At 58.3% G+C, this 24,124-nt stretch carries 18 protein-coding genes; 11 read left to right on the plus strand and 7 right to left on the minus strand.

Annotated elements, in window-relative coordinates; translation table 11 throughout:
* Positions 1-3 precede the first annotated feature (3 nt).
* On the minus strand, positions 4-978 hold the full coding sequence (locus FAX90_RS08475; protein ID WP_144096972.1) for a KpsF/GutQ family sugar-phosphate isomerase: 975 nt from the start codon (positions 976-978) through the stop codon (positions 4-6).
* Between the two features lie 364 nt (positions 979-1,342).
* Between FAX90_RS08475 and FAX90_RS08480 the strand changes: the two genes are divergently transcribed.
* From FAX90_RS08480 to FAX90_RS08500, 5 genes are all read left to right on the plus strand, one after another.
* Positions 1,343-2,230 (plus strand): hypothetical protein, encoded by an 888-nt coding sequence (locus tag FAX90_RS08480; protein ID WP_144096973.1) that lies wholly within the window; start codon positions 1,343-1,345, stop codon positions 2,228-2,230.
* Positions 2,230-3,015 (plus strand): ABC transporter permease, encoded by a 786-nt coding sequence (locus FAX90_RS08485; RefSeq protein ID WP_144096974.1) that lies wholly within the window; start codon positions 2,230-2,232, stop codon positions 3,013-3,015. Before FAX90_RS08480 ends, FAX90_RS08485 begins: the two co-directional genes overlap by 1 nt.
* The gene (locus FAX90_RS08490; RefSeq protein WP_144096975.1) at positions 3,012-3,704 is read left to right on the plus strand and encodes an ABC transporter ATP-binding protein; all 693 of its coding nucleotides are present in this window, start codon (positions 3,012-3,014) and stop codon (positions 3,702-3,704) included. Before FAX90_RS08485 ends, FAX90_RS08490 begins: the two co-directional genes overlap by 4 nt.
* A gap of 238 nt (positions 3,705-3,942) precedes the next feature.
* Positions 3,943-4,929 carry a KpsE/RkpR family capsule polysaccharide export protein gene (locus FAX90_RS08495; RefSeq protein ID WP_144096976.1) on the plus strand — a complete coding sequence of 329 codons (987 nt, stop codon included), beginning with the start codon at positions 3,943-3,945 and terminating at the stop codon, positions 4,927-4,929.
* A 4-nt stretch (positions 4,930-4,933) separates the two neighbouring features.
* Positions 4,934-6,775 carry a polysaccharide biosynthesis/export family protein gene (locus tag FAX90_RS08500; RefSeq protein WP_144096977.1) on the plus strand — a complete coding sequence of 614 codons (1,842 nt, stop codon included), beginning with the start codon at positions 4,934-4,936 and terminating at the stop codon, positions 6,773-6,775.
* A gap of 28 nt (positions 6,776-6,803) precedes the next feature.
* Here FAX90_RS08500 and FAX90_RS08505 read toward each other — a convergent pair whose 3' ends face one another.
* Entirely contained in the window at positions 6,804-8,864 is a 2,061-nt protein-coding gene (locus FAX90_RS08505) for a capsular polysaccharide biosynthesis protein (protein ID WP_144096978.1), read from the minus strand.
* Positions 8,865-9,158: 294 nt separating this feature from the next.
* Between FAX90_RS08505 and gmd the strand changes: the two genes are divergently transcribed.
* On the plus strand, positions 9,159-10,280 hold the full coding sequence (gene gmd, locus FAX90_RS08510; RefSeq protein ID WP_144096979.1) for a GDP-mannose 4,6-dehydratase: 1,122 nt from the start codon (positions 9,159-9,161) through the stop codon (positions 10,278-10,280).
* Positions 10,281-10,290: 10 nt separating this feature from the next.
* Positions 10,291-11,259 carry a GDP-L-fucose synthase gene (fcl, locus tag FAX90_RS08515; RefSeq protein ID WP_144096980.1) on the plus strand — a complete coding sequence of 323 codons (969 nt, stop codon included), beginning with the start codon at positions 10,291-10,293 and terminating at the stop codon, positions 11,257-11,259.
* A 39-nt stretch (positions 11,260-11,298) separates the two neighbouring features.
* Here fcl and FAX90_RS08520 read toward each other — a convergent pair whose 3' ends face one another.
* Positions 11,299-12,756: a discoidin domain-containing protein gene (locus FAX90_RS08520; RefSeq protein ID WP_144096981.1), complete on the minus strand. Its 1,458-nt coding sequence runs from the start codon at positions 12,754-12,756 to the stop codon at positions 11,299-11,301.
* Positions 12,757-13,223: 467 nt separating this feature from the next.
* On the opposite strand from FAX90_RS08520, the gene FAX90_RS08525 reads away from it, so the two are divergent.
* The gene (locus tag FAX90_RS08525) at positions 13,224-14,045 is read left to right on the plus strand and encodes a hypothetical protein (protein WP_144096982.1); all 822 of its coding nucleotides are present in this window, start codon (positions 13,224-13,226) and stop codon (positions 14,043-14,045) included.
* Between the two features lie 7 nt (positions 14,046-14,052).
* On the opposite strand, the gene FAX90_RS08530 is transcribed toward FAX90_RS08525, so the two are convergent.
* From FAX90_RS08530 to FAX90_RS08545, 4 genes are all read right to left on the minus strand, one after another.
* Entirely contained in the window at positions 14,053-15,015 is a 963-nt protein-coding gene (locus FAX90_RS08530; RefSeq protein ID WP_144096983.1) for a glycosyltransferase family 8 protein, read from the minus strand.
* Entirely contained in the window at positions 15,015-16,817 is a 1,803-nt protein-coding gene (locus tag FAX90_RS08535; protein ID WP_144096984.1) for a hypothetical protein, read from the minus strand. The genes FAX90_RS08530 and FAX90_RS08535 overlap by 1 nt, the downstream gene beginning before the upstream one ends.
* Before the next feature lie 93 nt (positions 16,818-16,910).
* Positions 16,911-19,016 (minus strand): hypothetical protein, encoded by a 2,106-nt coding sequence (locus FAX90_RS08540; RefSeq protein ID WP_170234920.1) that lies wholly within the window; start codon positions 19,014-19,016, stop codon positions 16,911-16,913.
* A 1-nt stretch (position 19,017) separates the two neighbouring features.
* Positions 19,018-20,202: a glycosyltransferase gene (locus FAX90_RS08545; protein ID WP_144096986.1), complete on the minus strand. Its 1,185-nt coding sequence runs from the start codon at positions 20,200-20,202 to the stop codon at positions 19,018-19,020.
* Positions 20,203-20,334: 132 nt separating this feature from the next.
* Here FAX90_RS08545 and FAX90_RS08550 point away from each other — a divergent pair, with 132 nt between their 5' ends.
* The 3 genes from FAX90_RS08550 to FAX90_RS08560 all read left to right on the plus strand — a co-directional run bounded on the left by FAX90_RS08550 (position 20,335) and on the right by FAX90_RS08560 (position 24,110).
* On the plus strand, positions 20,335-21,795 hold the full coding sequence (locus tag FAX90_RS08550) for a DUF6716 putative glycosyltransferase (protein WP_144096987.1): 1,461 nt from the start codon (positions 20,335-20,337) through the stop codon (positions 21,793-21,795).
* A 230-nt stretch (positions 21,796-22,025) separates the two neighbouring features.
* Entirely contained in the window at positions 22,026-22,907 is an 882-nt protein-coding gene (locus FAX90_RS08555; protein WP_240704806.1) for an N-acetylneuraminate synthase family protein, read from the plus strand.
* Positions 22,908-22,943: 36 nt separating this feature from the next.
* Positions 22,944-24,110 (plus strand): acylneuraminate cytidylyltransferase, encoded by a 1,167-nt coding sequence (locus tag FAX90_RS08560; protein ID WP_144096989.1) that lies wholly within the window; start codon positions 22,944-22,946, stop codon positions 24,108-24,110.
* Positions 24,111-24,124 lie beyond the last annotated feature (14 nt).

A 24,124-nucleotide genomic window follows, 5' to 3' on the forward strand; every position in this document is an offset into this window, starting at 1 on the left:
AGCTCAGGCTGGACGACCGAGATCGTGGATGTTGAGAACGCCCAGCGGACGACCGGGCTCACCCTCTTTCATCACAAAGATCGCGGTGATTTCGTTATCGAGCATTATACGCAGCGCCTCGCTGATCCGCGTATGGGCGCTCACCGTCTTGGGATTGCGCGTCATCACCTCTTCGGCTCGCGCGATCAGGAAGCGGTCAAGCGAGCGGCGGACATCGCCGTCGCTTATGACACCAAGCAGACTGCCGTTTTCATCGGTCACCCCGGCCAAACCCTTGCGACCGCTCGATATCTCCAGCACGACATCGCGCATCGAGCTGTTTTTTCGCACCAGCGGCGGCGGGCCAGCATCGCGAAGCAGACTTTCGACCGGCAGGTTCCCGAAGCCGATCGCACCACCGGGATGCAGTAGGACCAAGAGGTTTCGCGAAACACCCCGCGCCCTCATAACGGCGATAGCCAGCGCGTCGCCGATGGCGATCATCATGGTCGTGGACGTGGTCGGAGCAATACCTTCGGGGCAGGCTTCGGGAACGTTGGGGAGAAGTAGCGGGATCTTGCTTTCCCGCATCAGAGGGGAATCGAGGCGGCTGGCAATACCGATCACCGCCACGCCTAGAGCATGTGCGTGATCGAGAACCGGCCGAAGTTCAGGGCTCGCCCCGGAATTGGACAGAATGAGAATCGTGTCGTCCGCGGTAATCATACCCAGATCGCCGTGCCCGGCCTCTGCAGCATGAACGAAGAAAGACGGCGTTCCGGTCGCAGAAAAAGTGGCGGCAAGCTTCCTGCCGACATGGCCGGATTTTCCGATACCGGCAATGACGAGTCGACCCGTCGTATGGAGGATGCAGTCGATCGCTTCATCCAGTTCATCGGGAAGCGCATTGGCAAGGGCCGCCAGCGCCTCCCTTTCCTTATTGATGACGTAAAGCGCGTCTTCCCGCGCCTTTCGACCTGTCGAGACGGACGTTTTCATATTCGGTTTCTGCATTTTCAAGCACTTGCCATTCTGCAATGCCTACACGGTAGGGGCCGAGATAAACATTTGTTATACTTTGTTATAATTCGCCTTCCGTCCAAAAGAGCGACAATCGAGCCTATATAAGTCCTCCGCAGGTTAGCAAGACGTAACGACAGTGTGACTGCACTATATCTGACAAGTGCTGCATTGCAGCAACTTGCAGCGGTGAATCGTTTCCTACTCACGACAAAGCGATGAATTTCGCAGGAAACGTCCGTTTGCATCAATTTTGCGGCGGCAATGCCCTTTCACAGTTTGCAAAAATACTTCAAGGGGCTCCGAAATTCAGCAATGCGCTCATTGCGAAGAGGACAGATCATTGTTTGAAAAGGCCGTCATTCACCTCGGCGCGCACAAGACAGGTACGACGTTCTTTCAGGACTGGTTGCGGATCAATCGACAAACGTTGCTTGAGAACGATATCGCCAGTCCCGCACGCACGTTGATCCAACCGTTCAGCAAAGAGGCCATGGCGCATATCAAGAGCGATATGGACGCGGAGATTCCGGGCCTTTTCAGGAAAATGGTGCTCGGCCATGTCTCGAAAAAGCTGAACGCCTCGCTGCTGATACTCAGCGACGAGGATCTGCTCGGTCTGCCAAACCTTGCAAGGACCAAGAGCTTCTATCCCCATGCGGGTCGGGTCGTCGCCGCGCTAGGCAAGTCGATCCCAGCACAGCGGCGGCTCTGGCTGTTCACCATCCGTGACATCGCCTCTTTCGTTCAGAGCTCTTATATCCAGTTACTCAAAATGGGCTCGTCCATGAAGATCGAGAGATATCTCTCGCGCTTCGATGCGAGGACGCTAGATTGGGATAGGACCGTCGGCGCCATCCTGGATGCGATGCCAGCCGGCGACCGGCTGGCCGTTTGCATTTATGATGGCCGAAATACCAATGTCAGGCTGCACGAACAGATCGAGAGCTTCTTGGGTCCCACGCCCATGCCGCTGACGCCGGAAGGCCTTTCGAACCCTGGTTACAACGAAAAGGGGATCGCGCTGGCTCGCGCGGCAAACCTCGCGCTTGCCGAAACGCGCGACCGACGCAAGGTTCGCAAGTTCATCGAAGAGCATTTCTCCGTCGGAGAGGGGGAAACGCGGCCGCAACTTCTCTCGCCCGAACTGGAAGACGAATTGGAAAAGGCCACGGCAAGAAGTGTGGAGAACATTCGTCTGCGGCAGGACGAGAGGATGATCGTCATCTGATGGCGAGCCGACGCACTCCTCTCCAAGTCACCCTTTCCGTCTGGAAGGCGCTGTTGCTGCGCGAAGCGCTCACGCGTCTTTTCAGCCAGCGCGCTTCGTGGTTCTGGCTGGTCGCCGAACCGATGGCCCACATCGCGATCATGAGCGTCCTGTTCACGGTGATCCGCCAGCGCACCGTCGGCAATATGGACGCAGAGCTATGGCTTGTGCTGGGCCTCACAGGTTTCTTCCTGTTTCGGCGCGCCGCAATTCAAGGCGGGGCGGGCATCTCGTCGAACAGGTCGCTATTCGTCTATCGCCAGATCACGCCTGTCGATGCCGTGCTCGTCCGGTCCGTAATCGAATTGCTGGTCATGGTGCTGGTCATGATCATTGCCTTCACGGCGCTCCTCATGTTCGGTATCGACATAACCCCGTACGATCCGATCGGGGCTGTTGTCGCGTTTCTCGGGCTATGGTTTCTAGGCGTGGGTTTCGGCCTGATTTTGTCGGTGGCTGCGGAACTCGTTCCCGAACTCGGTTCCGTCATCAAGATGATGATGCGGCCGGTTTATCTGCTATCGGGTGTGATCATCCCGCTCTCGGCCATTCCGGAACCATACCGTTCGTACCTTATGTACAACCCAGTTTCAAACGGGCTTGAAGCGATGCGCGCCGCGTTTTCTGAATTCTACCACGAAGTCCCGTCGACCAGCCTAAGCTATGTCTACATCTGCGCGTTGTTCATGATCGTGGTCGGGCTGATGGGACATCGCGTGTTCCGTAGGGAGATCATCGCCAAATGATCGTCGCCGAAAATGTATTCAAACGCTACCGGCTCGACCACGGCGTCGGGGACTGGGTGCTGAAGGACGCCAATTTCAAGATTCCTCGGGGAGTGAACGTCGGCCTTGTCGGCAAGAATGGCGCCGGCAAGTCGACCTTGCTCAGGATGATAGCCGGTGTTGACGAACCGACGCGAGGGTCGATTACACGCGACTGCTCGGTGTCATGGCCAATGGGCATCGGCAGCGGCTTGCAAGGATCGCTGACAGGACGACAAAACATGAGATTTGTCGCCCGGATTTACGACCGGGCAGACGACATGGACGAAATCGCGGCCTTCCTCGAGGATTTCAGCGAACTCGGCAAGGCCTTGGACGAGCCGGTAAAGACCTACTCGACAGGCATGCGCGCCAGATTGCAGTTCGGTCTTTCGCTGGCGTTCAGGTTCGATGTTTATATCTCGGACGAAATGACCGCCGTCGGGGACAAACCTTTTCGGCAGAAGGCAAAGGCCGAATTCAAGAAGATGGTGGATCGCGGCAGTCTCATAATGGTGAGTCACGGAGAAAGGACTCTGAAGGATTTCTGTGAGGCGGGTATTCTCCTGCATGAGGGAAAAGCCTACTGGTTCGACAAATTGAGCGACGCGCTCAAGGAATATCATAAGGGCATCGGCATTGCGGCCAAACGCCGCAAAGCCGTACGGTGACGGGACAATGAGGCAATTAACTGACGGCTCCCACGAGGGCGTGTCGAGCGCGTCGACAACCGATGGCGTTGAAGCCGGAGCCACGTCGTCCGTTGGCGGGCAGTCATGGCAGCCGCGGATGCGCTCGATGGCGATCGCCCTGCGCAAGAGGGCACGGTCAGCGCCCATCCTTTCGCTGGCGGTCATTCTGTGCGCACTTGCGGCAATCTACTGGTTGTTCATCGCAACGCCCAGGTATGTGTCCGAATCACATATCATCGTGCAGAACACCGACCTTTCCAACAGCGGGCCGACCGATCTGGCCAGCGCTCTGATCGACGGGGCCGGCGGCAACAGTGCGGATCAGCTGCTCTTGCGCGACTATCTCCTTTCGGTCGGCATGATGCAGAAGCTGGAGGACGAACTCGACATTCGTGAGCATTGGTCGCAGAGCTGGATCGATCCGATTTCTCGTCTCTGGTTCGGCTATACCGACGAGGATCTCTACGAATACTACCTCGATCGTATCACGGTGGAGTACGATGAATACGACGGCGTCATCGTAATTACGGCCGAAGCCTTCGATGCTGAGACCGCGCATGCGATAACGTCGACTATGGTTCGCGATGGCGGAGAATTCATGAACCGGATGGCGCAGGACCTAGCGCTTGAGCAAGTCCGTTTCCTCGAAACGCAGGTTGAGCGGCTGGGCGACCGTGCCATGGCCGAACGGCAGGCGGTCACGAGCTACCAGAACCGGAACGGACTCGTCTCGCCCGAGCAATCGGCACAAGCTCTTACCGCGATCATCGCGCAGCTCGAAAGGCAGCGTTCGGAACTCAAGATCGAACTGTCGTCGATGGGCGCATATCTTGTCAGCGACCATCCCTCGCTGGTCGAAATCCGTCAGCAGATCGCCGCCATCGACAGCCAGATCGCGCAGGAACGTCGAAGGCTGTCGGGGGGCGAACAGCTGAACACGAAGGTAGAGCAGTTTCAGCAGCTTCAGCTGAAGGCAGAATTTGCTCAGAACCTCTATCAGAACGCCCTCACCGCACTCGAAAAGGGCCGGATCGAAGGCGGAAGGACCATCAAGGCCATGTCGGTGATCCAGCCGCCAACCCTTCCCGAAGAGCCGACGCGTCCTTCGCGATTCTACAATACCGCGCTCTTCATCTTGGTCGTCGTCATGCTCGCCGGCCTGTTCCATCTGGTCGTCGCGATCGTGCGCGATCACAAGGATTGATACGATGTCCGTCTTTCGAAAGCTCGCCAGTTTCCTCCTGCTGATTGCCGCAGCGTCGATCAGTCTGTCCGGCGTGACAGCGTCGCCCGCGCTCGCACAGTTCAGTCAGACCGACGACGATGATGATGGCGACCAGAATGAGACAACCAGCGATGGTAGTCGCGTCCAGGCGAACAGTGACAGCCAGAGCGGATCCGATCGGTCATCCTCGCCGCGCCGCAACACCCCGCAAAGCCAGAACAGATCGGCCGGCGGCAGCGACCCGCGCTCAGTCGACACCGTAGTTGCCACGATTCCGGAGCCGCAGGCCCGCGACTATGCCAAAAACGAGGAAAGCGACGTTTTCGGCGCCCAGCTTTTCACCGGAGCATTTGCGGCGCAGGCACCGGCCGCTTTCAATCCCGACTATACCCTGCAGGTCGGCGACCGGATCCAGGTCCGCCTTTGGGGTGCCTACAACTTCCAGTCCGTCCTGACGGTCGATGAAAACGGAAATATTTTCCTGCCCAATGTCGGTCCGGTGAACGTGTTGGGCGTACGCAACGCTGTCCTGCAAACACTTGTCGAGCAGGCCGTGCGTACGACGTTTAGATCCAATGTCTTCGTCTACGCCCGCCTCGCCGCGGCCCAACCGGTGCGTGTCTTCGTCGGCGGTTTCGTCAATCGACCGGGCGCCTATGCCGGGACCAGCCTCGATACTGTGCTTCACTACGTCGATCTTGCTGGCGGCGTAGATCCTCGGCGGGGATCGTTCATCAACATCTTGGTCAAGCGTGGTGACAATGTTCGGGCGAACATCGATCTTTACGACTTTCTGCTGCGCGGAAACATGCCTCAGGTCCAGTTTGCCGATGGCGACGTTATCTTCGTGCAGTCGCGCGGACCGACCGTGCGCGTGCAAGGCCTAGCTGACAACGCGAACGTCTTCGAATTCGAGGGCGATTCTATTACCGTGATGGAGCTTGGCAGGATGGCCAAGCCCGATCCCTATGCGACCAACGTGCGCGTCACGCGGTCGCAGGGCGAGGTGCGCAACGTGGAATATTACTCGCTTCTCGATGCCCCCAAGATAGAACTTTACGATGGCGACTCCGTGGAGTTCACCGCCGATAAGCGGCAGGGTTCAATCACCGTCCGGGTACAGGGCGAACACGACAGCCGGCAGGAATACGTCCTTCCCTATGGATCGAAACTGGGCGACGTGCTGTCGCAAATCGAACTGACGCCACTCTCGAACATCGAGAATCTGGCACTCTATCGCAAGAGCGTCAGGGAACGTCAGAAGCGGCTTCTCGACACGTCGCTCGATGCGCTGGAAGAAGCGGCGCTGACCGCGCGTTCCGGCACCAGCCAGGAAAGTAGTCTTCGCACGGAAGAAGCCACCCGTCTGCTGGAGTGGGTCCAGCGCGCCCGAGATATTGTGCCGCGCGGGCAGGTCGTCATCGCCAACAGTCCGGACCGCAACGATCTGATCCTAGAAAACGGCGACATCCTGACCGTCCCGGCAAAGGATGGCATTATCGTCGTGTCCGGTGCGGTGCGGTTCCCCAATGCAGTCGCTTTCGATCCGAAAATGAAGATCGAGGACTATGCAGCATTGTCAGGCGGATTCTCGCCCAACGCCGACAAGAACCGGATCCTCGTCCTGCGTCAGGACGGCAGCTTCGGGACCGGCGATGATAACAGCAACATGCTGGATTTTGGAACCTACAAGAAGCCCTTGGAAGAAGGCGACGAGATTTTGGTAATGCCCAAGGTCAACTCCGCGAATCGTCAGATCTTCAAGGAGATCACAGAGATACTCTACCAAATCGCAGTCGGTGCTGGCGTCGTGCTTCGATTGTAAGCCGATGCTGGCCTAGAATGACCCAACGTCACCGATTCTTGAGCAGGATCGCCAGCTTTCGAGCCTGGCGCCGCAGATAACCTGCGCCCAATTTCTCGAACGAACCGTCGGCCTGCATCCTGGCTTTTGTACGCAGGATGCGGGCGACCGTCGCTGCGCAGGTGGTATAGCCGCGCAGTTCCGGATCCCAATATAAAGGATAGCGAAGGAGAGTTCCTGCCACAAGTTCGTCCAGACCGAGCTTCCGCTCCCGGCGGGAGAGCACTTCGCCTGCGACGACCCTGTCTTCGGTAAGGCCCCAACCTGCATAGAACGGCTGGCCATAAGTCACGACACGCTTGCCGCGTAGCAGCGCGTCGAATCCGCTCAACGAAGTCATCGTGTGCACGACATCGCAGGCAGCGATGCAAGCGGCGATCGACAGGCCGGTTTCGACGACATCGGCTAAGACCGCAGTTTCACCCACGACGATGCGGCCCTTTCTGTTTCTAGCCAGCACGTCGGGATGAGGCTTGTATACCAAGAATGCCTCGGGGTGCGCATTGCGCGCGGCACGCAGCAGATCCGCATTGCGGCGGATCGTGGTACAACCGAACCGGATCGACGCATCGTCCTCGACCTGCCCGGGTACTAGGACGATCTCGCGCCCTTCGCTTTCCCAGCGCGGCTTTGACCAGCGCTCCATGTTGTATTTCGTGATGCCGTTCTCGACTATCGTGCGCCGCAGCTGCGCCGCCTCGGCCAGCTCCGCCGGCGAGAAGACGGTCGTAGCGAGTATGTCCTCAAGTTCGGAAGGAAATCGAGGATCGAAATAAAGGCCCTTGCGATCGACGACGATCGACAGGGGCGCGATCAGGTCCGAGCCCAGACCGACCGAGCGAATGAAGCCATCTTCCATGCGCGCGACATTTGCGCCGCTGTTTTCCGCGAGGGCGACAAGGGCCGCGGGCGGCTCGGTGCCCCACCACAGAAGCAGGTCACTTTCCCGCGGATTCATGCGGCCTGCCGCCTTTACGTCGGATACGAAACAAACAGCATCGCGCCTCAGTCCCAGCAGAGGGCGCAGATTGCCCTGCTTCCACCTCCGAAATCCGACCCCGATGACGCGGCCATCAAAATTCTTACCGTGCAAGTTCGATTCGACCGAGCGCTGCAGTTCGATCCACCGGATCACGTCGAAGATCGTGCCGAGTTCGCGCGTCTCCGGGTTCAGATAGCGCGAGTAGTGAAAGTAGGCGGCCGCAAAAAGCTCGTCCGTCGTGCGGCTTCGTGTCCGCCTGTCGCACGCGTTTCGGTCATCCGTCGCACCCCAGCCCGCATACCAAGGCATGCCGAAGCACGTAACCGCCTTCCCGGCAAGCAATGCTTCGAAACCGAGCGTCGACGTCACGACATAGACACGATCCATCTGGGTGAGCAGGTCGTAAGGAGCCACGGGTTGGCTGAGCAGGATCGTGCGTTCGTCCGCGTCTCCTGCGCAGAAATGCCCACCCTTGGCGCCGGACGCGGTCACCGGATGAGTCTTCACATAAATGGTCGCACCGGGATTTTCCGCACGCGCCGCAGAGAGCATCTCCCGAAACGTACCCGCGCTCGCCCCACCGAGCGCGATACTGAGATCGCCTCCCGTCTGGTCTACGACGAGCACGCGCTTGCTGTCATTGTCGCGCAGCGTTCCCTCGGCAAGAGGCGGGGCGTTGTTGTACTTGCTGATGCCTTTTGAGACGATGAGCGCCTTTGCCCTCGCGACCTCTTCATGCATTCCCGAAAGAACGTCGGTCGGCGACTGGAGCAAGGTTTCGAGTGTGCTTGGACGGGTGCAATCGTAATAGATTCCCATACGGTCAACGATGATCGAAAGCGGCGGGAAATCCGGCCCGGCACCCCACGACCTCACAAAACCGTCTTCGAGGAAGAGTGCTTCGCCGCCCGCCACTCGCGCCTTTTCCGCCGCGCGCCGGCCTGATGGCTTGGCGCCCCACCCCACCCAGGTCTCGCCATCCACCTGAGAAATGTCCCCACCGAGCATGGTCTTCAAATGCGGGACTCGAGCGATACCTCTGGACGTAAAATTGAGCTTGTCTAACATCCCAAAGTTCGCTCTCGCACTCCTAGCCAGTCGCAAGCACATGACTGAGCGCTTCGCTTAGGCGCGACTTTGACCAGTTTCAACAACACCTGACGGAAAGGTTGGGGCCGGATATGCGATGTGATCTTCAGCCCTATCCGCAATACGGTGGCGACACGTAAATCCAGCTCCACGAATGTGCGCATCGGAAGAAATGCCGAGACGTCTGGATCGTTCGACTCTATTCGCTTAGGAAAGCCCCTCGCTGACAAGGCACGCACTTCGCAGAAATAAAGTGAAAGTTCAGAAAGCTCTATGACCAAACGCGCACTCATAACCGGCATCACGGGTCAGGACGGCTCCTATCTCGCCGAATTGCTCCTCGATAAGGGGTACGAGGTTCATGGCATCAAGCGGCGCGCGTCGCTGTTCAACACGCAGCGGATCGATCACATCTATCAGGACCCGCACGAACCCAACCCCAAATTGCAGCTGCACTATGGCGATCTGACCGACAGTTCGAACCTGACAAGGATCATCCAAGAGGTTCAGCCGGACGAAATCTACAACTTGGGTGCGCAATCGCACGTGGCAGTAAGCTTCGAATCGCCCGAATATACAGCCGACGTGGACGCCATGGGTACCCTGCGGCTTCTGGAAGCTGTCCGCTTTCTCGGACTTGAGAAGAAAACGCGCTTCTACCAAGCTTCAACATCCGAACTCTACGGGCTGGTTCAGGAAACGCCGCAGCGGGAAGCCACTCCTTTCTACCCGCGTTCGCCCTATGCGGTCGCCAAACTTTACGCCTACTGGATAGCCGTCAACTACCGCGAGGCCTACGGTATGTATGCCTGCAACGGCATCCTGTTCAATCATGAGAGCCCCCGCCGAGGCGAAACTTTCGTGACGAGGAAAATCACGCGCGGCCTTGCGAACATCAGCCAGGGTCTCGAAGACTGTCTCTACATGGGCAACATGGATGCGCTGCGCGACTGGGGTCATGCAAAAGACTATGTCCGCATGCAGTGGATGATGCTGCAGCAGGACAAGCCCGAAGACTTCGTGATCGCAACCGGCAAGCAATACTCCGTCCGCGAGTTCATCCGCTGGTCGGCTGAGGAATTGGGTATCACCCTGCGGTTCGAGGGCGAAGGCATCGACGAAGTCGGTATCGCGGAAAAGGTGGGGACCGATATCCCCGTTTCAGTCAAGCCCGGCGACACGATCGTAAGAGTGGATGCGCGCTACTTCCGCCCCGCCGAGGTCGAGACACTGCTTGGCGACCCGACCAAGGCGCGCGAACTCTTGGGCTGGGAGCCGGAAATCACTGCACGCGAAATGTGCGCGGAAATGGTGGCGGCCGATCTAGAGGAAGCACGCCGCCACTCGTTCCTCAAGGAAAACGGCTTCGTCGTCCCGATAAGTTCGGAAAACTGAGGGCAGGGCGATGAAAATGTACTTGGCGGGTCATCGCGGAATGGTCGGCGCCGCGATCCATCGCCAGCTCGAAAGGCGGCTGGCAGACGGCGAGCGGGTTGAAATCGTCACCCGAACCCATTCGGAGCTCGATCTTACCGATCAGGCCCGGGTTCGAGAATTCATGGCTGCGGAGCGTCCTGACGTCGTGATCTTGGCTGCTGCCAAGGTAGGCGGCATTCATGCGAACAACACCTACCCGGCAGAGTTCATCTACGAAAACCTGATGATGGAGGCGAATATCATCCACCAGGCTTTCAAATCCGGGGTGACGCGCCTCCTGTTTCTCGGATCTTCCTGCATCTATCCCAAAAACGCACCCCAGCCGATGGCCGAGGATGCACTGATGACGGGAACGCTCGAACCCACGAACGAGCCTTACGCGATCGCCAAGATCGCAGGCATCAAGCTTTGCGAAAGCTATAACCGGCAGCACGGCACTGACTATCGCTCGGTCATGCCGACCAACCTTTACGGACCGGGCGATAATTTCCATCCCGAAAACAGCCACGTCCTGCCGGCACTCATCCGCCGCTTTCATGAAGCGGCGCAGGAGCGACGCGAAAAAGTGGTGATCTGGGGATCGGGTACGCCGCGGCGCGAATTTCTCCACGTCGACGACATGGCCGCCGCTTCCCTGTTTGTGCTCGATCTCGACCGCGAGACTTACGAGGCCAATACACAGCCTATGCAGAGCCAGATCAATGTCGGCACCGGTTCGGATGTCTCGATACTCGAACTGGCAGGGCTAGTGGCAAAGATCACCGGATTCGAAGGCAAAATCCTGACTGATCCGACCAAACCCGACGGGACCATGCGCAAGCTGATGGATGTCAGCAGGCTGGCCAGAATGGGCTGGAGTTCAGGTATCAAGCTCGAAGACGGAATCAAGGAGACCTACCGCTGGTTCCTCGACAATCACGAGAATATCCGCAGCTGATCTGTTGGATCGTCCGCCCCCGAAAGTGTGGCCGGCGGCTCAGTCGCTGGCGATAGAACCGTAGATTTCAACGTCCTCCAGATCGAGCATCGTTTCGCCGGCCCCTACCAACCGCACGTAGCGCGCCTTCATTTTCTTGCAGTTAACGAAGAACGGCCCGATCCCGTTCAACAATTCGTGCCCGCCGAACGATGTCTTGGCGCGGTGACGCGCGATCTGCACCCAGCCCTCACCATCGCTCGAAGCCTGCACCCTGAGACCCCTTGCGCAAAGCGGTTTGCCACGGGTGCGATTGTAGACCACGATGCCATCAAGTTCGTAGACGGCTCCGAGGTCGATCGACCACCAGGGCGATGCGTGCTTGTCGGTCCTGATCCCGCGCCCAGAATCCCTGACCCCGGCAAAGGCCTCGCTCGTCCTGACTGACTTGTCTGCTGCCGATTGCCGGGTCCTCTTGCCCCGTGCGAGATTGGCATTGGGCAGGCACCGCCGGATGAGGAAATCGGACAATTCGTCGCGTTTCACACGCTTCGCTTTGTCGTCGACCAGCAGCGTGACCTGCTTCTCCAGCCAAGCGAGGCGGTTTTCGGTGGCCTGAGCAAGGCTCGCTTCGGCATCGGCGTGTTTAAGCCACGGACCTTCAAGGCTGATTGGCGGCAGGCGATCAACGTTTACAACATCAAGCCGGTTGGGCAGTTCAAGACGCTCACCACCCGGGCGCCTCCTGTCATTTCGCAAGAGCGTGAGTTCAAAAACGCTCGGGACCGCCGCGCCGCCGTGGACTGTGACGCCGCAGCAGTTGTTGGGATGAGCGTGAACGCAAGTGAAGTGGCGCGAAAGTTTCTGGATCACGGGACCAAAGATGCCCTCGCGAAACTCCTCTTTAGACAGATAGGCCAGACCGTGCAGTTCAATCACGATGATGCGAAAACGGGTAAGCGTTTCGTCGGTGGCGTGGAGCAGGTTGCGATATTCCGCGCCCTCGATATCGATCTGCAGCATCAGGTCGGTATCGGGAGCGCTATTGGCAGCGACCCAATTGTTGATGTCAAGATTGTCCGGAGACGCCGATACATCCAGCCACTTCTTCTCAAACGACTGCATGCCCTTGATCAGGGGCGTGTGGAATTTCTCGACCGAGGACGTGAAGTCGCACATGAACGACTTGATGCCGAAATCAGTAGCGAGAGTGTCTTCGAAATACTTGTAGTTGTTGGTGCCAGGTGAAAAACAGGCCTCAATGCCGCTCAGATCATCGGGAACGAGGTACGCGCCGTCACCACTACCTCCGATGCGGATAAGCTCGTGGCCGCAAGGCTTCGGAATCATCCATTCGATAAGCTCGTCCACTTCGAAGGTGGTGATGCCGCCATTCCCGCCAGTCCGGTCGGACGAGACCTGATCCAGGAAAAGCTGTAGAAGGGATTTCTCAACTCCGAACTTCTTTGAAAGATTTACCAACAAATCTACTCCTTGCGGTGGTTCGGGCCCAGCCATTCACCCGGCGCGATGCAAACTGATCGGTTCTCGTGACGGTTTCAAGTTTGCTAATTATACTTAAGGCTCTCCCAACCACATTATCGACTGCCACCTGCCGGATTTTTTCCCGACGCCGAAAAGCCTTGGTGAAAAAAACAAACGGTACTCGACTGATGCCGCGTTGCCCTGCATGTCGAATATTCGTAACGCCGCCGGTACAGGTAGCGGCAAGGAGCATTTGAGCCTTGAAAGAATTATTCAGTTTCCGGACAGACCGACTGACCAGCCGGTTGCAGGCTATGCTTTCCTGCTGGAGGTATGCCCGTTCTGTCGGTTCGAATACGACGATAATCTGGCCCAAACCGCGCGACGAATACATCGCCGACGAAACCCAGCACTACGAAATTTCGCGCATCATCGATCTTCCGCGCCTCGCCATGCGCGCACCTGACCTGAAGCTCGTCGACGGGCCGATCCCGCGCCCGATGCTCAATCTCTGGAAAGAGCATGGGCACAAGGTAAACAAATCTGCAGTGGTCGAGGACCCGGCACAGTTCGAGATGGGCGGAATCCACGTGAGCGGTGCGCTTCTGGTCTATCGCTCTCCCGACGAAAAGCGCGAGGATGTCGAGCGTGAGATGGCCGAATTGTTCAAGTCGCTACCTCTGCGCCGCCACCTTTCGGTGCTGGTGGAAGAAGAGAAAGCCAGCGAACTCGTTGCGATCCATGTTAGGCGCGGAGATCTGGTTTCCTACGGACGGGCGATCCTCAAGGCGCTCAAGGCCGGCAACCAAAACTTGGTCCAGGCAAAGTTTCGCATGCTGATGGCCAAGACCGTCCCAATCGACGCCTATTCGACGTATCTGGAAAAAAGCGGGAATGCCGCGCTTTTCTTTTCGGACGACGATGACGTGGCCCAGGCCCTTTGCGACAGGAGCGGCCCGACCGGGAGCAGGGTCTATCGCTGTAGCGACGAAACGATTTTCCCGATCGAGCGTGATTTCGTGACGATGCTTGTTATGGGGCAGTGCCGCGAAATCGTCGGTGGAGGCAGCGTCTACGCGCGTTTTGCTGCAAGTACGACGGCAAAGCCGCTCCGCGATTTGCGCGCACTCGTCACGTGGCGAGACTATGTCGAAATGATTTGGGATGAATGCCTCGACCCCGAAAAGGATAAGGAATTCGTTTCAGATCGTTCCCGGTACACTCAGATGCTGATCGACGCGATCACGGCGGACGAACAATTCTACAAAGTCGTGAAACGCATCACTAGCAAGGCGGCAAATAACGGCCCGCCGGGCATGTGATCGCCAGCTACATGCCCATGCCGACGTTCAGCCTCGCCTCGTCCACCATGCCCGGCTTTTCCGCACGCACCTGACGGACCGCAGCGACAAATCGTTTTTGCCACTGGCGGCGGAGTTGCTCCAGCAGGACGAAAAGTGAAGGTTTGCCATAGCGGTAGACGGCATCGTGCCAGATTTGCTCGGCCGCTTCATGCTCAAGCTCAGCATACTTGATCTTCGGGACCCAAGGCTTCTCGCCTACAAAATGAAAGACCCGCGTATCGCGTGCCGCCATGAAATCCCGGATCTCCTCGGTCGTGGCGGGAAGCCGGACGCCGCTTTTTTCAAGATCGAACTGAAGCGAGCGCTTGGTATAGTTAAACCGCTGCGGCAGATACCCCACGAACTCGTTCCGAAATAAGATGTTGAGGATCGCCTGATCGGCTTTGCCGGTGCCGCGCTTCGGCTTTCGCTCGCCCAGCATCGTCGGGATGTCCCATAGGTGAAAGCCCTGAAGCAACGACCGGTTCAGGACCATGACGCCGGTATTGAAGAAATTGGCAGGCTCATTGCCGATCGTCATGCGCGCGCGGCACGCATTGAACGGGCGTACGGCATGTCGCAACGGCTCCAGAGAACCGAGAATGATCATATCCGAATCAAGAGCGATGACCTGTTTGGCATCGCTCCACTGGAAAGCCTCGAGGATCGAAAACGCCGGAAAGAGCCTTTCGGGCGTCTTGATTACCTCGCGGGCGTACCTGTGGATCGGCGCGAGCATCCGGTCGTCCGCCAACACAAACTCGACGTTGTCGCAATGATCCTCGATCACCGCTATCGACTGTTCGGATAGCGGATTGATGCTCGAATGAATGACCCGGATCGGAAAGTTCCATTCCGGATTCGTCTCACGCAGCGATCTTTCCATCACCACGAAGCCGGGCGTAAACCCGTCGTTAACGACCGAACAGAGAATTGTCCCGCCGCTCATTATTTCGCGCCGACCACATCTTCGAACTTCTGGCGCGGAAAGACTTCGAGCCTTCCGCCTTCGGTCGCATTCACGATCCGAATCCCGTCGAGCGCGAACCGGTCGCGCACGATTTCATATGTCTTGAATACCGGACCATCGTCGGCCCAGGCACGCATCAGTCCTTCGTGGCTGGTCGTGCGGGTTTTGTGCTGAGAATAATCGTAGAAATAGGACTTCGGCGAATCCGGGCTCGTGATGCCGTAGTCGCAATCGCAACCGACCAAGTATATTTCCTTGATCCCCATGAAGTGGGCGAGCGGCAGACAGAACGTAACGATGCCGGTGTAGCCATCGTCCATCGGATGCGTGAGGTCGAGATTGATGCTGCCGACCTGATCGACTTGGTATTTGGGCCGATCGAACAGCAGGAAATCGCACTCCTCGCTTGAGAAGATACCATTGTTAATAAGCATTTCGCGGAAGGCGAACGAGAAGAACTTGTGCGAATTTCCCGCCTTGGCCAGCATCACGCTAAGCCAGTCGGGATTCGGCTTGGGATCGACATGCGACCAGCCGCCGAACATCTCGTGCGAGGAAACGGCGTAGTAGGTCGGATCGATCTCCGCGTAGTTCGGGTGGTTCACGAACCAGTTGGTGACGAAGGTGATCTCGTCGGATAGCAGGGTAAGGTCCTGCTTATTGATTGATGGGCCATTGCCGATGATGAAGGCCCGCTTGCCTTCGTGAATGTTCCTGAGCCGGGCAAGCTTGTGATAGGCGCCGGATGCAAGAAATTCCTCGCGCTTTTTTTGCCGGGCGGTTTCCTGCTTCGGCATTCGGACTTCGTGAAGAGCCACCGCGGGTCTGGCAACTGCGGTATCGATCTTCTGGAGATCCTCTGGCGGCAGAAGTCCGTCGGACTGGAGGGCTGCGAGCTTGCGTAAAGCGAAAGCCTGCCGGCCGGTACCCGCGCGTTGGGACGACTTCTTGTCGACGTCGGCAATGGCGATCAATTCGCAGCGGGTCGAGGCGTCGTTGGCGCCAAGCGATGCCTCGAGCACGACTTCAACCCAACCATCTTCAAGCGAACGCAGCGTCACGAAACGGCGGCCCGCGCCGTGTGTGGTCTCTACCTGCGAGTGACGTAGCGATTTGAGATCGACACTGACCTCGGCTCGGTTTTCGAGCCCGTCCTCGTCCTGAAGGCGGATACGAAGCGCGCGAAGATTGAGTGGTTTCACTTCTAGGGCAACGCCGCGTAGGCCCGTGGCAGTAATCTTGTCCAACGGAAAAACGAAAGAATGAACGCCAGTGTCCTTGTTTTCGGCAAGGACCACGGCTTCGGAGTTGCTCGCATCGAGCGCCTTGTCGAAGACCGCCTTGCCGCGCACGACGTTCATCGCCATCCCGGACTTCAATTTGATCGCCGTCTCTTTGATGCGCTCGACCTGCTTGCCGCTGACCATCTGGTTGATCGCAGCTGCAATCGCGTCGCTCGATGCCAGTGACTGGTTCAGGCCCTCAAGCTCGCGGCGGCCCGCTTTGTCCGCGAGAATGAGCTGCGAGAGCAGGCGGTAGATATTCTCAAATTGCTGAGCCTGCCCCTCGGTCAGACGGAGGACCGCCGTGCTGAGCGCCGACAGGTCAGATCGGAAGAGGTCGAGCTGATTTTCGCGCCAGGCTTCGCGTTGCTGATCGGCCTTTGCCAGGTTCGCAGTCAACTTCTCGCGGTCAGCCAATAGCCGACCGATCTCAATCTCATAATTGACGATGTCACGCATGATCGACGATTCGTCGGACGCGTGGGAAGCCTCGTTCATATTTGCCTCACCAGAATTTCGCTTGATATTCATGCGTGTATCCTTTGCGCGGTGCAAGGCACGAAATCCATGCCGCACCGCCTGTGTCGAATGTCAAAAAAGCATATAGAAAGGTTGCCGCGCCTTCTCTTCCGGCTTGCCGGAGAAAACGTAGGAGGCAAGCACGCAGTCACGGCCGGTACGGAAGTCGGCATTGCCGATGTCGAACGCGCCCTTACCCACAAGCGGCACTTTGTCATAAGTCGCGGCAAGCACCGAACGCTGCCGCCAATCCGTCCCGAGACGCAGCGGTGACGTTGTGGAAAGGATGCGCAGAAGTCCTTTCCCGATCTTGTCGCTCGGCGCGCGCGCTGAAAGCGGTTGCGGGCTGTCGCCGTTAAAATTGATGGAGCAGTTGAGCACCTCGATCCTGTCGATGCCCAGCCAAGGCGCTTTGAGGCGCGATGTGCGCAACGGTTTCAGGCACCCAGTGTGCATGCAGACAAAGGTGTCCGCGTCGCGGCCGGACACGCGAATCAGGACTGTCGCATTCCTGGCTATCCCCATTTGGAACTCGGTGGATTTCGTGTCCACCGAGAGCGGAATGGCCCTGCCCTCCTTGGGCTGGAAGGGGGCGAGGGAAAAACCCGCCGTTACCATCCCCTGGTGTTTGGCCGATTCGGTTCCCCGCTTCGACAGCGTGAAAAGCTGCAATTCCACCTGCCGCCATGTCGCCGGTTTAAAGAAAACGGTGATAGTGGAATCGCGATTTTCATCGACATGTACTTCGGCGAACAACGAACCGATCTCGTTGGTCTGTCCGTGAAATTCCGCGGTGTCGGCCTCGAACACAACTTCGGCAAAGCCGCCGCCCGATACCGCCAGCCGCAGCTTAAAAGCGAAACGCTCCTCGGCGCGGAGCCTGAAAACGTGACAAAAGCCTGCGCCGAACGGATCTCGGCGCGCCTTGAGAAGAGTGGCGCGGTGTACGTTCTTCCCGCCGGTTTCCGTGAATCTGGTCCATCCCCCCTCGGACCCGCCAAGGACAAGGCCCTGCAGATCGGTGTAAAGCGCGTCGCATTTCACGACCGGTGCGGGAAAGCGCCCTCCGATTTGCACCTCGGTCGAAGATGCCCACGGCGCGATCGCGGACAACGACTGTGACACGGCGGTCACGTTGGAGTTGCGCCTGACGTTGTCCACCAGCACGCTGGTAACGTGATTGAACCGGGTAGAACCGGTGAAATATCGGTCCTTGGGAACGACAATTGTCACCGGAGAGCGCTCTGCGTAGATCCTGCTCAGTGTGTCGGCGACGGTCGATCCGAATACCATGATCTTGTGAGGGACGACCTGTCGTCGAAGCACGTGCCGCTCCATCCCGTCGGCATTTCGATTGACGACGAAGCCGAACCTGTTCTGCAACCGCTCGAGCTTTGCAGAATCCTCGCGCCGGTGCGGGAAGTAAACGATCCGCCGATCGGGAAACCAATCGCGAATACGTTCGCAAAGCGAGAAGTAGGCGTCCATGCGGGCAAGCTTCGCCTCGACATGGTTGGTCCCACAGATCCACACATCCTCGACTGATTTGAAGCTGCCGGCAACGACGCGGTCGAACTGCCCGTTGCGCACTACGCGATCGTTCTGCGCGATTTCAGATTCATCACCGTAGATCGTAAAATACGTGAGCGCCGCAGGTTCCATTGGCAGGAAGGGATCTCCCACGCCCAGATCCGGCAGAATGCCGCGTGTGACCTCCTCCGCGTCGGCACCCGTGGCGCGGTAACTCATCACGTACCGCGAAACCGCCCCGTCATCGACAAGGACGATCTCGGGCAGCTTTTCGGCAAGCGGCTGGAGGAACTGGCGGAACGACATCGGCCGATAATCGCCCAGCAGAACGACGTCGAAATCCGCGCCGGTATTACTGAATAATCGGTTGATCCCGGCCATGTAATCCTGCCGGTTGCGGTGTTCGGCAAGCGCCCAGTTCCGATCGTTCGGGAAATGCTTGCGCGGCATCGGCCGGTAGGGCGCGAACGCCGCGATACGTTCGAACGGTGTCTTGGCCGCTTGCGCGATCGCGCGACGATTGTCCTCTTCGCGCACCGAACCGACGTGGGCCAGCGTGCAGGAACGGAAATCCAGATCGTGCTGGCGTATATATTGCTGCACATTCTGGATCTGCAGGGGAGATGTCGCGACGGCCAATATCTTCATGTCAGGCAAGACACTTTGCATAGAAGTCCTGATATTGCCGAGCGATGGCGGGCACCGAATAGGCGGTCGCGCTTTCCAGGCAGGCCCGCGCCATATGTTCGTAACGATCCTGCGAAAGTTCGATACATTTTTCCAGTGCCGAGAAAAAATCCTGCGGATCGTCGGGGTCGAACAGCCAGCCGGTGTTCTCGTCAAGGATCTCCGCACCGCCCCCGCGGCGCGATCCAAGTACCGGTGTGGCGTGATGCAGAGCCTCTGCGAAAACGCGGCCGAACGGTTCGAACCAGATCGACGGCACCACGCAGATGCGCGTTTGCCGGAAAAAATCGGCCTGATCCAAATAACCGGCGAACGTGACGTCCGGATGCTCGAAACGCTGCTTCAGGTCCTCGACATATTGGGGATTGCCGTCGCCCGCGATCAACAGGCGCCTTCGCGGTCCGCCTCGTGCGCGCAACGCGATGAAAGCGACGAGAAGTTCCTCGACGCCCTTCGTCTCGTGAATACGGCCCAGGTATCCGAAATCATAAGCTCCTGCCTTGTCCGGCACATGCTCTAGCGTAGGCTCGTAACTGTTCGCGATGACTGCACGGTTGGCGACGTTCGAAAACCACCCTGAACGCGAATGGACGTCGAGGACATGATCGCTGATCGCGATTACGCCGGTGACCAGGTTCGAATGATTGCGAGAGCTGCGACGGGAATTTGTTGCGCAGGAAAGGCACTGCCGATCACAGGGTCCGTCCACGCGCAGCATGCGGCGGTGGCAAAGCAGAGAATAGGACCGCAGCGTGTGGACGACCGGAATTTCCATGTCGCTGGCCAGCTTCCAGAAGCCGGTCGCGTTGCCAACGACTGCGGTATTAATGATGTCCGGCGAAAAATCCTCGATCGCGCCGCGCATGCGCTGCGACAGATGCGCCACTTTGGATTGCTGCTTGCGCAGGGCGTCAATTTCAAGCCTTGGTTTCGCCAGCACATTCGGTTCATAGCCCGCCGGAGACCCGAGCCGAAATACGGATACGCCTTCGAATTCATCGAAGACCGATTCTTGACCGACATTCTGGCTAAGCACGCGCACGTCATGCCCGAGGCCGATGAGCCCCTTGGCAAGAAAGAACGTGGAAATTTCCGAACCCCCGATCCCGAGTTCGGGAAACAGGGCATTCACGAGCGCAATGCGCATCTAAAAAATCGTCCTGGCAATTCGCATCTGCAAAGTGTTGCGTACCTAGCTGCATTTTCTGCGAATGCGAAACCCCCGGCGCGAAAATATTACTTACTTGCTTCTCCGGACCAGAAGGCTAGGCGGTCGATCATGCCACTCGATCTCGACCCCACAGGCGATCGATCTTCTCGCCGCATGCGCCGTACTCCTCGCCAGGTGATCTTCTTCGCCGATAGCGACAGCCAGATTTTTGGTACCCTACGGCACGCCGCGACACTGGCCAGCGCCGACTGGCATGTTCGATACGCAGTGCCCGATCCGGACCGCATCCCGCAGGCCGTAATGGACAGACTGTCGAACCTTTACGAGGTAAGGCAGATCACGCTTGAAGGGCTGGCAAGAAGCGAGATCTTCCAGGGTCTTGATGCGATCGGCGTCTACACTAAGGGTTCCGGCCTCGCCCAGTTCCGTCACGAGTTCGAAGGCGCATGCCGCGATCTTGGCAGTCAACGGCCCGCAATATTCACCGGCTTTAATGGCCTCGTCTTCGAAAAATTCGAGGAAGGACTTGCCTGGCGTGCCGGCTACGACGTCATCACTGTAAATGGCGAACGCGATCGCACCGCGCTCGAAGCCTTCTTCGCGACCGGGCCTAAGCAACGGGCGGTTGTCACGGGTTTCGGCACACCGGGCCCGGCCCGGCCCCAGCGTTGCACGACGCGAAGGCTGCTCGTGTTTGCAGAACAGGTGATCGTGCCTACCAAGACGGGTGAACGAGAACAGCTCGTGATCGAGCTGGCGCGGCTAGCTAGTGCCAATCCGGATTGGGAAATCCTGATCAAGGCTCGAATCAAGCCGGGCGAAGAGACCTTTCACCAGAGTAGCGAACATATTGCGCGAATCTTCGAGAGGATCGAAACGCCTGCAAACTTGGCGCTCAGCTACGAACCCCTGCCCTCGCTCCTGGACCGGGCAGGCCTGTTCGCGACGATTTCATCGACCGCGATCTTCGAAGCTCTCGAACGCGGAGTACCAAGCTTCATTGCTTCGGATTTTGGCATTCGCAACGCTCTTGGAACCCACGTCTTTCACGGAAGCGGCCTCCTGCGCCGACTCGACGAAACCGGCGATCTAGACCTGCTCGAAGTGGGACAGCCCGCCCCCGATTGGAGCAGGCAGGTCGGATTCGGCATTTCGGGCGGTACAGAGCTTATCAAGGCACTTGAGGAAGTTCGGCAGGCACACGACTTCCGCCAACCGATCTACCAAGCCCACCACATCGCATCGGCAGCCCAGCGCATCGGCGATTCGCCCGAATTTCAGCACGCCCTGTCGGATGGCCGAAAGGCCTGGGATGCGCGAGAATACGCAAAAGCCGCCCAATTCTTCGAAGAGGCCGCAGCGCACAATTATCGTTCCGCAAAGGCATTTCGTCTCGCGGCCGAGGCCTGGCTGGCGGCGAAAAACTACGAGGCCGCGCGCAGGAATCTCGCCTCAGCCCTGGACCTTCGCCCGCAAAATCGGAACATCAAGCTTCGCTATTGGTCGACAGGTTGGCCTTGGCGCTTCCTGCCCAAAGTCAAGGCGATGGGAGCGTTCGAGGTTTCGTAGGTCTATGCCGCAGGTATTGTGCAAAGCAGCAATTACAGGCATAAAAGCGTACGTTGAGAGCTGTATTAGCAAATTATCCAAGAAAGTATGATTTGCCTACGAGTGCGAGTAACACCTCGGGCTGTCGGCACCACTTGTGCCGTGGATAAGACAAAGAAGACAAGGATTCGGGTCGGTTTATGAACGAAGTTAAGGTCATTGCAGAGATCGGCTGCAACCATAAAGGCGACATGGAAATCGCCAAGGAACTCATTCGCGTCGCAGCAAAAGTCTGCAACGCCCACGTTGCAAAGTTCCAGAAGCGCAACAATCGTGAGCTTCTGAGCCCCGCCGAATATGCAACGCCGCATCCCGTGCCGGCCAACGCCTACGGTGACACCTACGGCGCGCATCGCGAATTTCTCGAATTCACGCTCGACCAGCATCGTGAGTTGCGCGACGAGTGCGACGCTCTGGGCATCGAATATTCGACGTCGGTCTGGGACATGACCTCGGCGCGCGAGATCACCGAGATCAACCCCACGCTGATCAAGATACCTTCGGCGACAAACCAGCACTATGACCTGCAGCGTTACCTGTGCGACAACTATGGCGGAGAGATTCACGTCTCGACCGGCATGACCTCGCGCGACGAAATTGCCGAGCTCATCGACTTCTACTCTGAGCAGGGCCGCTCGAAAGACCTGGTGGTCTATGCCTGCACCTCAGGTTATCCGGTTCCGTTCGAGGATCTTTGCCTCCTCGAAATTAATCGCCTGCAGGAACAGTTCGGCGATAAGGTCAAGTACATCGGCTTTTCCGGCCACCACCTCGGGATTGCCGCAGACATCGCGGCGATGACTACTGGCATCATCGGTGAAGAACGGTATGGCCAAGGCAAATTCGGCTACATCGAACGTCATTTCACGCTCGACCGCACGTGGAAGGGTACCGACCACGCAGCAAGCCTTGAGCCCGATGGTATGCGGCGCCTCTGCCGCGACGTTCGGAACATCGCCAGCACGCTGACCTACAAGTCGGAAGACGTGCTTCCGATCGAACAGGTCCAGCGCGACAAGCTCAAGTGGAAAGCGACTGCCAGTGACGGCAAGGTCGTGAACCTCGCGCGTTGACGGGAGGCTGCGCTCGGGCAGGAGGGCAGCAGTAAAGTGCGGACCGTCGCGATAATTCCGGCTCGGGGCGGCTCGAAAGGCATCCCCGGCAAAAACGTCAAACCTCTTGGCGGCATCCCGCTCGTGGCCCGGTCGATCCGGGCCGCGAACGCGGCTGTGTCGGTGGACGAGGTTTTTGTCTCCACCGACGACGGACATATCCGTGAAACTGCTCTTGCGTGGGGCGCGCGCGTCGTCGACCGTCCCGCCGAGATTTCGGGGGACGGGGCGTCTTCGGAAAGCGCCGTGCTCCACGCTCTCGACAAGATCGAGAAAGATGGGACGCCGGTCGATATCGTCGTGTTCCTCCAGTGTACGTCCCCCTTCACCTCGCCAGCAGACATCGATGCGGTTGTCGCCGCACTTGCCGATGGGAGCGATTGCGCGTTCTCGGTAAAGGAGGATCACGGCTTCCTATGGCGGATTGATGGCGATGGAGCGGGAGTAGGCATCAACCACGACGAGAGCGCACCGCGCCAACGGCGCCAAGATCTCGAACCGCAGTTTCGAGAAACCGGCGCGATCTATGCCATGAACGTCGCGGCCTTTCGCAAACGTGGGGTCCGCTTCTGCGGGCGGGCGGTCCCCGTTGCGCTGACTACGCCATCACTTGAAATCGATGATCCTTCGGACTGGCATGTCGCCGAGGCGATGGCGCACAGGATGGACGCACGGCTCATGGCCGAAACCGGCCTTTCAGGTATCCGGACGATCGTCACCGATTTCGACGGCGTGCACACCGATGACAGGGTTCTGGTAGATCAGGACGGGCGCGAAGCGGTCATGTGCAGCCGCCGCGACGGGATGGGCATAGAACTGCTACGCAACGCGGGCTTTCGCATTTTGGTCCTATCGAAGGAAACTAACCAGGTTGTTGCACGCCGCGCGCAGAAACTAAACCTGGAGGTCATCCACGGCGTCGACGCCAAACACGCGGTCCTTTCGGACTGGCTGGCGCAAAACGATCTGACGTGGAACGAGATCGCCTTCGTCGGAAACGACATCAACGACGTGGACTGTATGAAGGCGGCCCGCCTTTCCCTTTGTCCGGCCGATTCCCATATCGAGGCGCTGGTGGCTGCCGACATGGTCCTGCCAGAGGCTGGAGGGCATGGCGCGCTTCGCACGATGGCTGAGCTTTTTCTTTCATCGATCGAGCGCTAAGGGCCTTCAGGTCA

Origin of the sequence: Croceicoccus sediminis (assembly GCF_007570835.1) — a bacterium.
GTDB lineage: Bacteria > Pseudomonadota > Alphaproteobacteria > Sphingomonadales > Sphingomonadaceae > Croceicoccus > Croceicoccus sediminis.

What these genes read in the sequence shown, in the direction of transcription:
- FAX90_RS08505 (WP_144096978.1), bottom strand. Translation starts at nt 8,864, where the DNA reads ATGTTAGACAAGCTCAATTTTACGTCCAGAGGTATCGCTCGAGTCCCG.
- FAX90_RS08475 (WP_144096972.1), bottom strand. Translation starts at nt 978, where the DNA reads ATGAAAACGTCCGTCTCGACAGGTCGAAAGGCGCGGGAAGACGCGCTT.
- FAX90_RS08525 (WP_144096982.1), top strand. Translation starts at nt 13,224, where the DNA reads ATGCTCAATCTCTGGAAAGAGCATGGGCACAAGGTAAACAAATCTGCA.
- FAX90_RS08520 (WP_144096981.1), bottom strand. Translation starts at nt 12,756, where the DNA reads ATGGCTGGGCCCGAACCACCGCAAGGAGTAGATTTGTTGGTAAATCTT.
- FAX90_RS08535 (WP_144096984.1), bottom strand. Translation starts at nt 16,817, where the DNA reads ATGAACGAGGCTTCCCACGCGTCCGACGAATCGTCGATCATGCGTGAC.
- FAX90_RS08490 (WP_144096975.1), top strand. Translation starts at nt 3,012, where the DNA reads ATGATCGTCGCCGAAAATGTATTCAAACGCTACCGGCTCGACCACGGC.
- FAX90_RS08485 (WP_144096974.1), top strand. Translation starts at nt 2,230, where the DNA reads ATGGCGAGCCGACGCACTCCTCTCCAAGTCACCCTTTCCGTCTGGAAG.
- FAX90_RS08540 (WP_170234920.1), bottom strand. Translation starts at nt 19,016, where the DNA reads ATGAAGATATTGGCCGTCGCGACATCTCCCCTGCAGATCCAGAATGTG.
- gmd (WP_144096979.1), top strand. Translation starts at nt 9,159, where the DNA reads ATGACCAAACGCGCACTCATAACCGGCATCACGGGTCAGGACGGCTCC.
- FAX90_RS08500 (WP_144096977.1), top strand. Translation starts at nt 4,934, where the DNA reads ATGTCCGTCTTTCGAAAGCTCGCCAGTTTCCTCCTGCTGATTGCCGCA.
- FAX90_RS08530 (WP_144096983.1), bottom strand. Translation starts at nt 15,015, where the DNA reads ATGAGCGGCGGGACAATTCTCTGTTCGGTCGTTAACGACGGGTTTACG.
- fcl (WP_144096980.1), top strand. Translation starts at nt 10,291, where the DNA reads ATGAAAATGTACTTGGCGGGTCATCGCGGAATGGTCGGCGCCGCGATC.
- FAX90_RS08550 (WP_144096987.1), top strand. Translation starts at nt 20,335, where the DNA reads ATGCCACTCGATCTCGACCCCACAGGCGATCGATCTTCTCGCCGCATG.
- FAX90_RS08555 (WP_240704806.1), top strand. Translation starts at nt 22,026, where the DNA reads ATGGAAATCGCCAAGGAACTCATTCGCGTCGCAGCAAAAGTCTGCAAC.
- FAX90_RS08545 (WP_144096986.1), bottom strand. Translation starts at nt 20,202, where the DNA reads ATGCGCATTGCGCTCGTGAATGCCCTGTTTCCCGAACTCGGGATCGGG.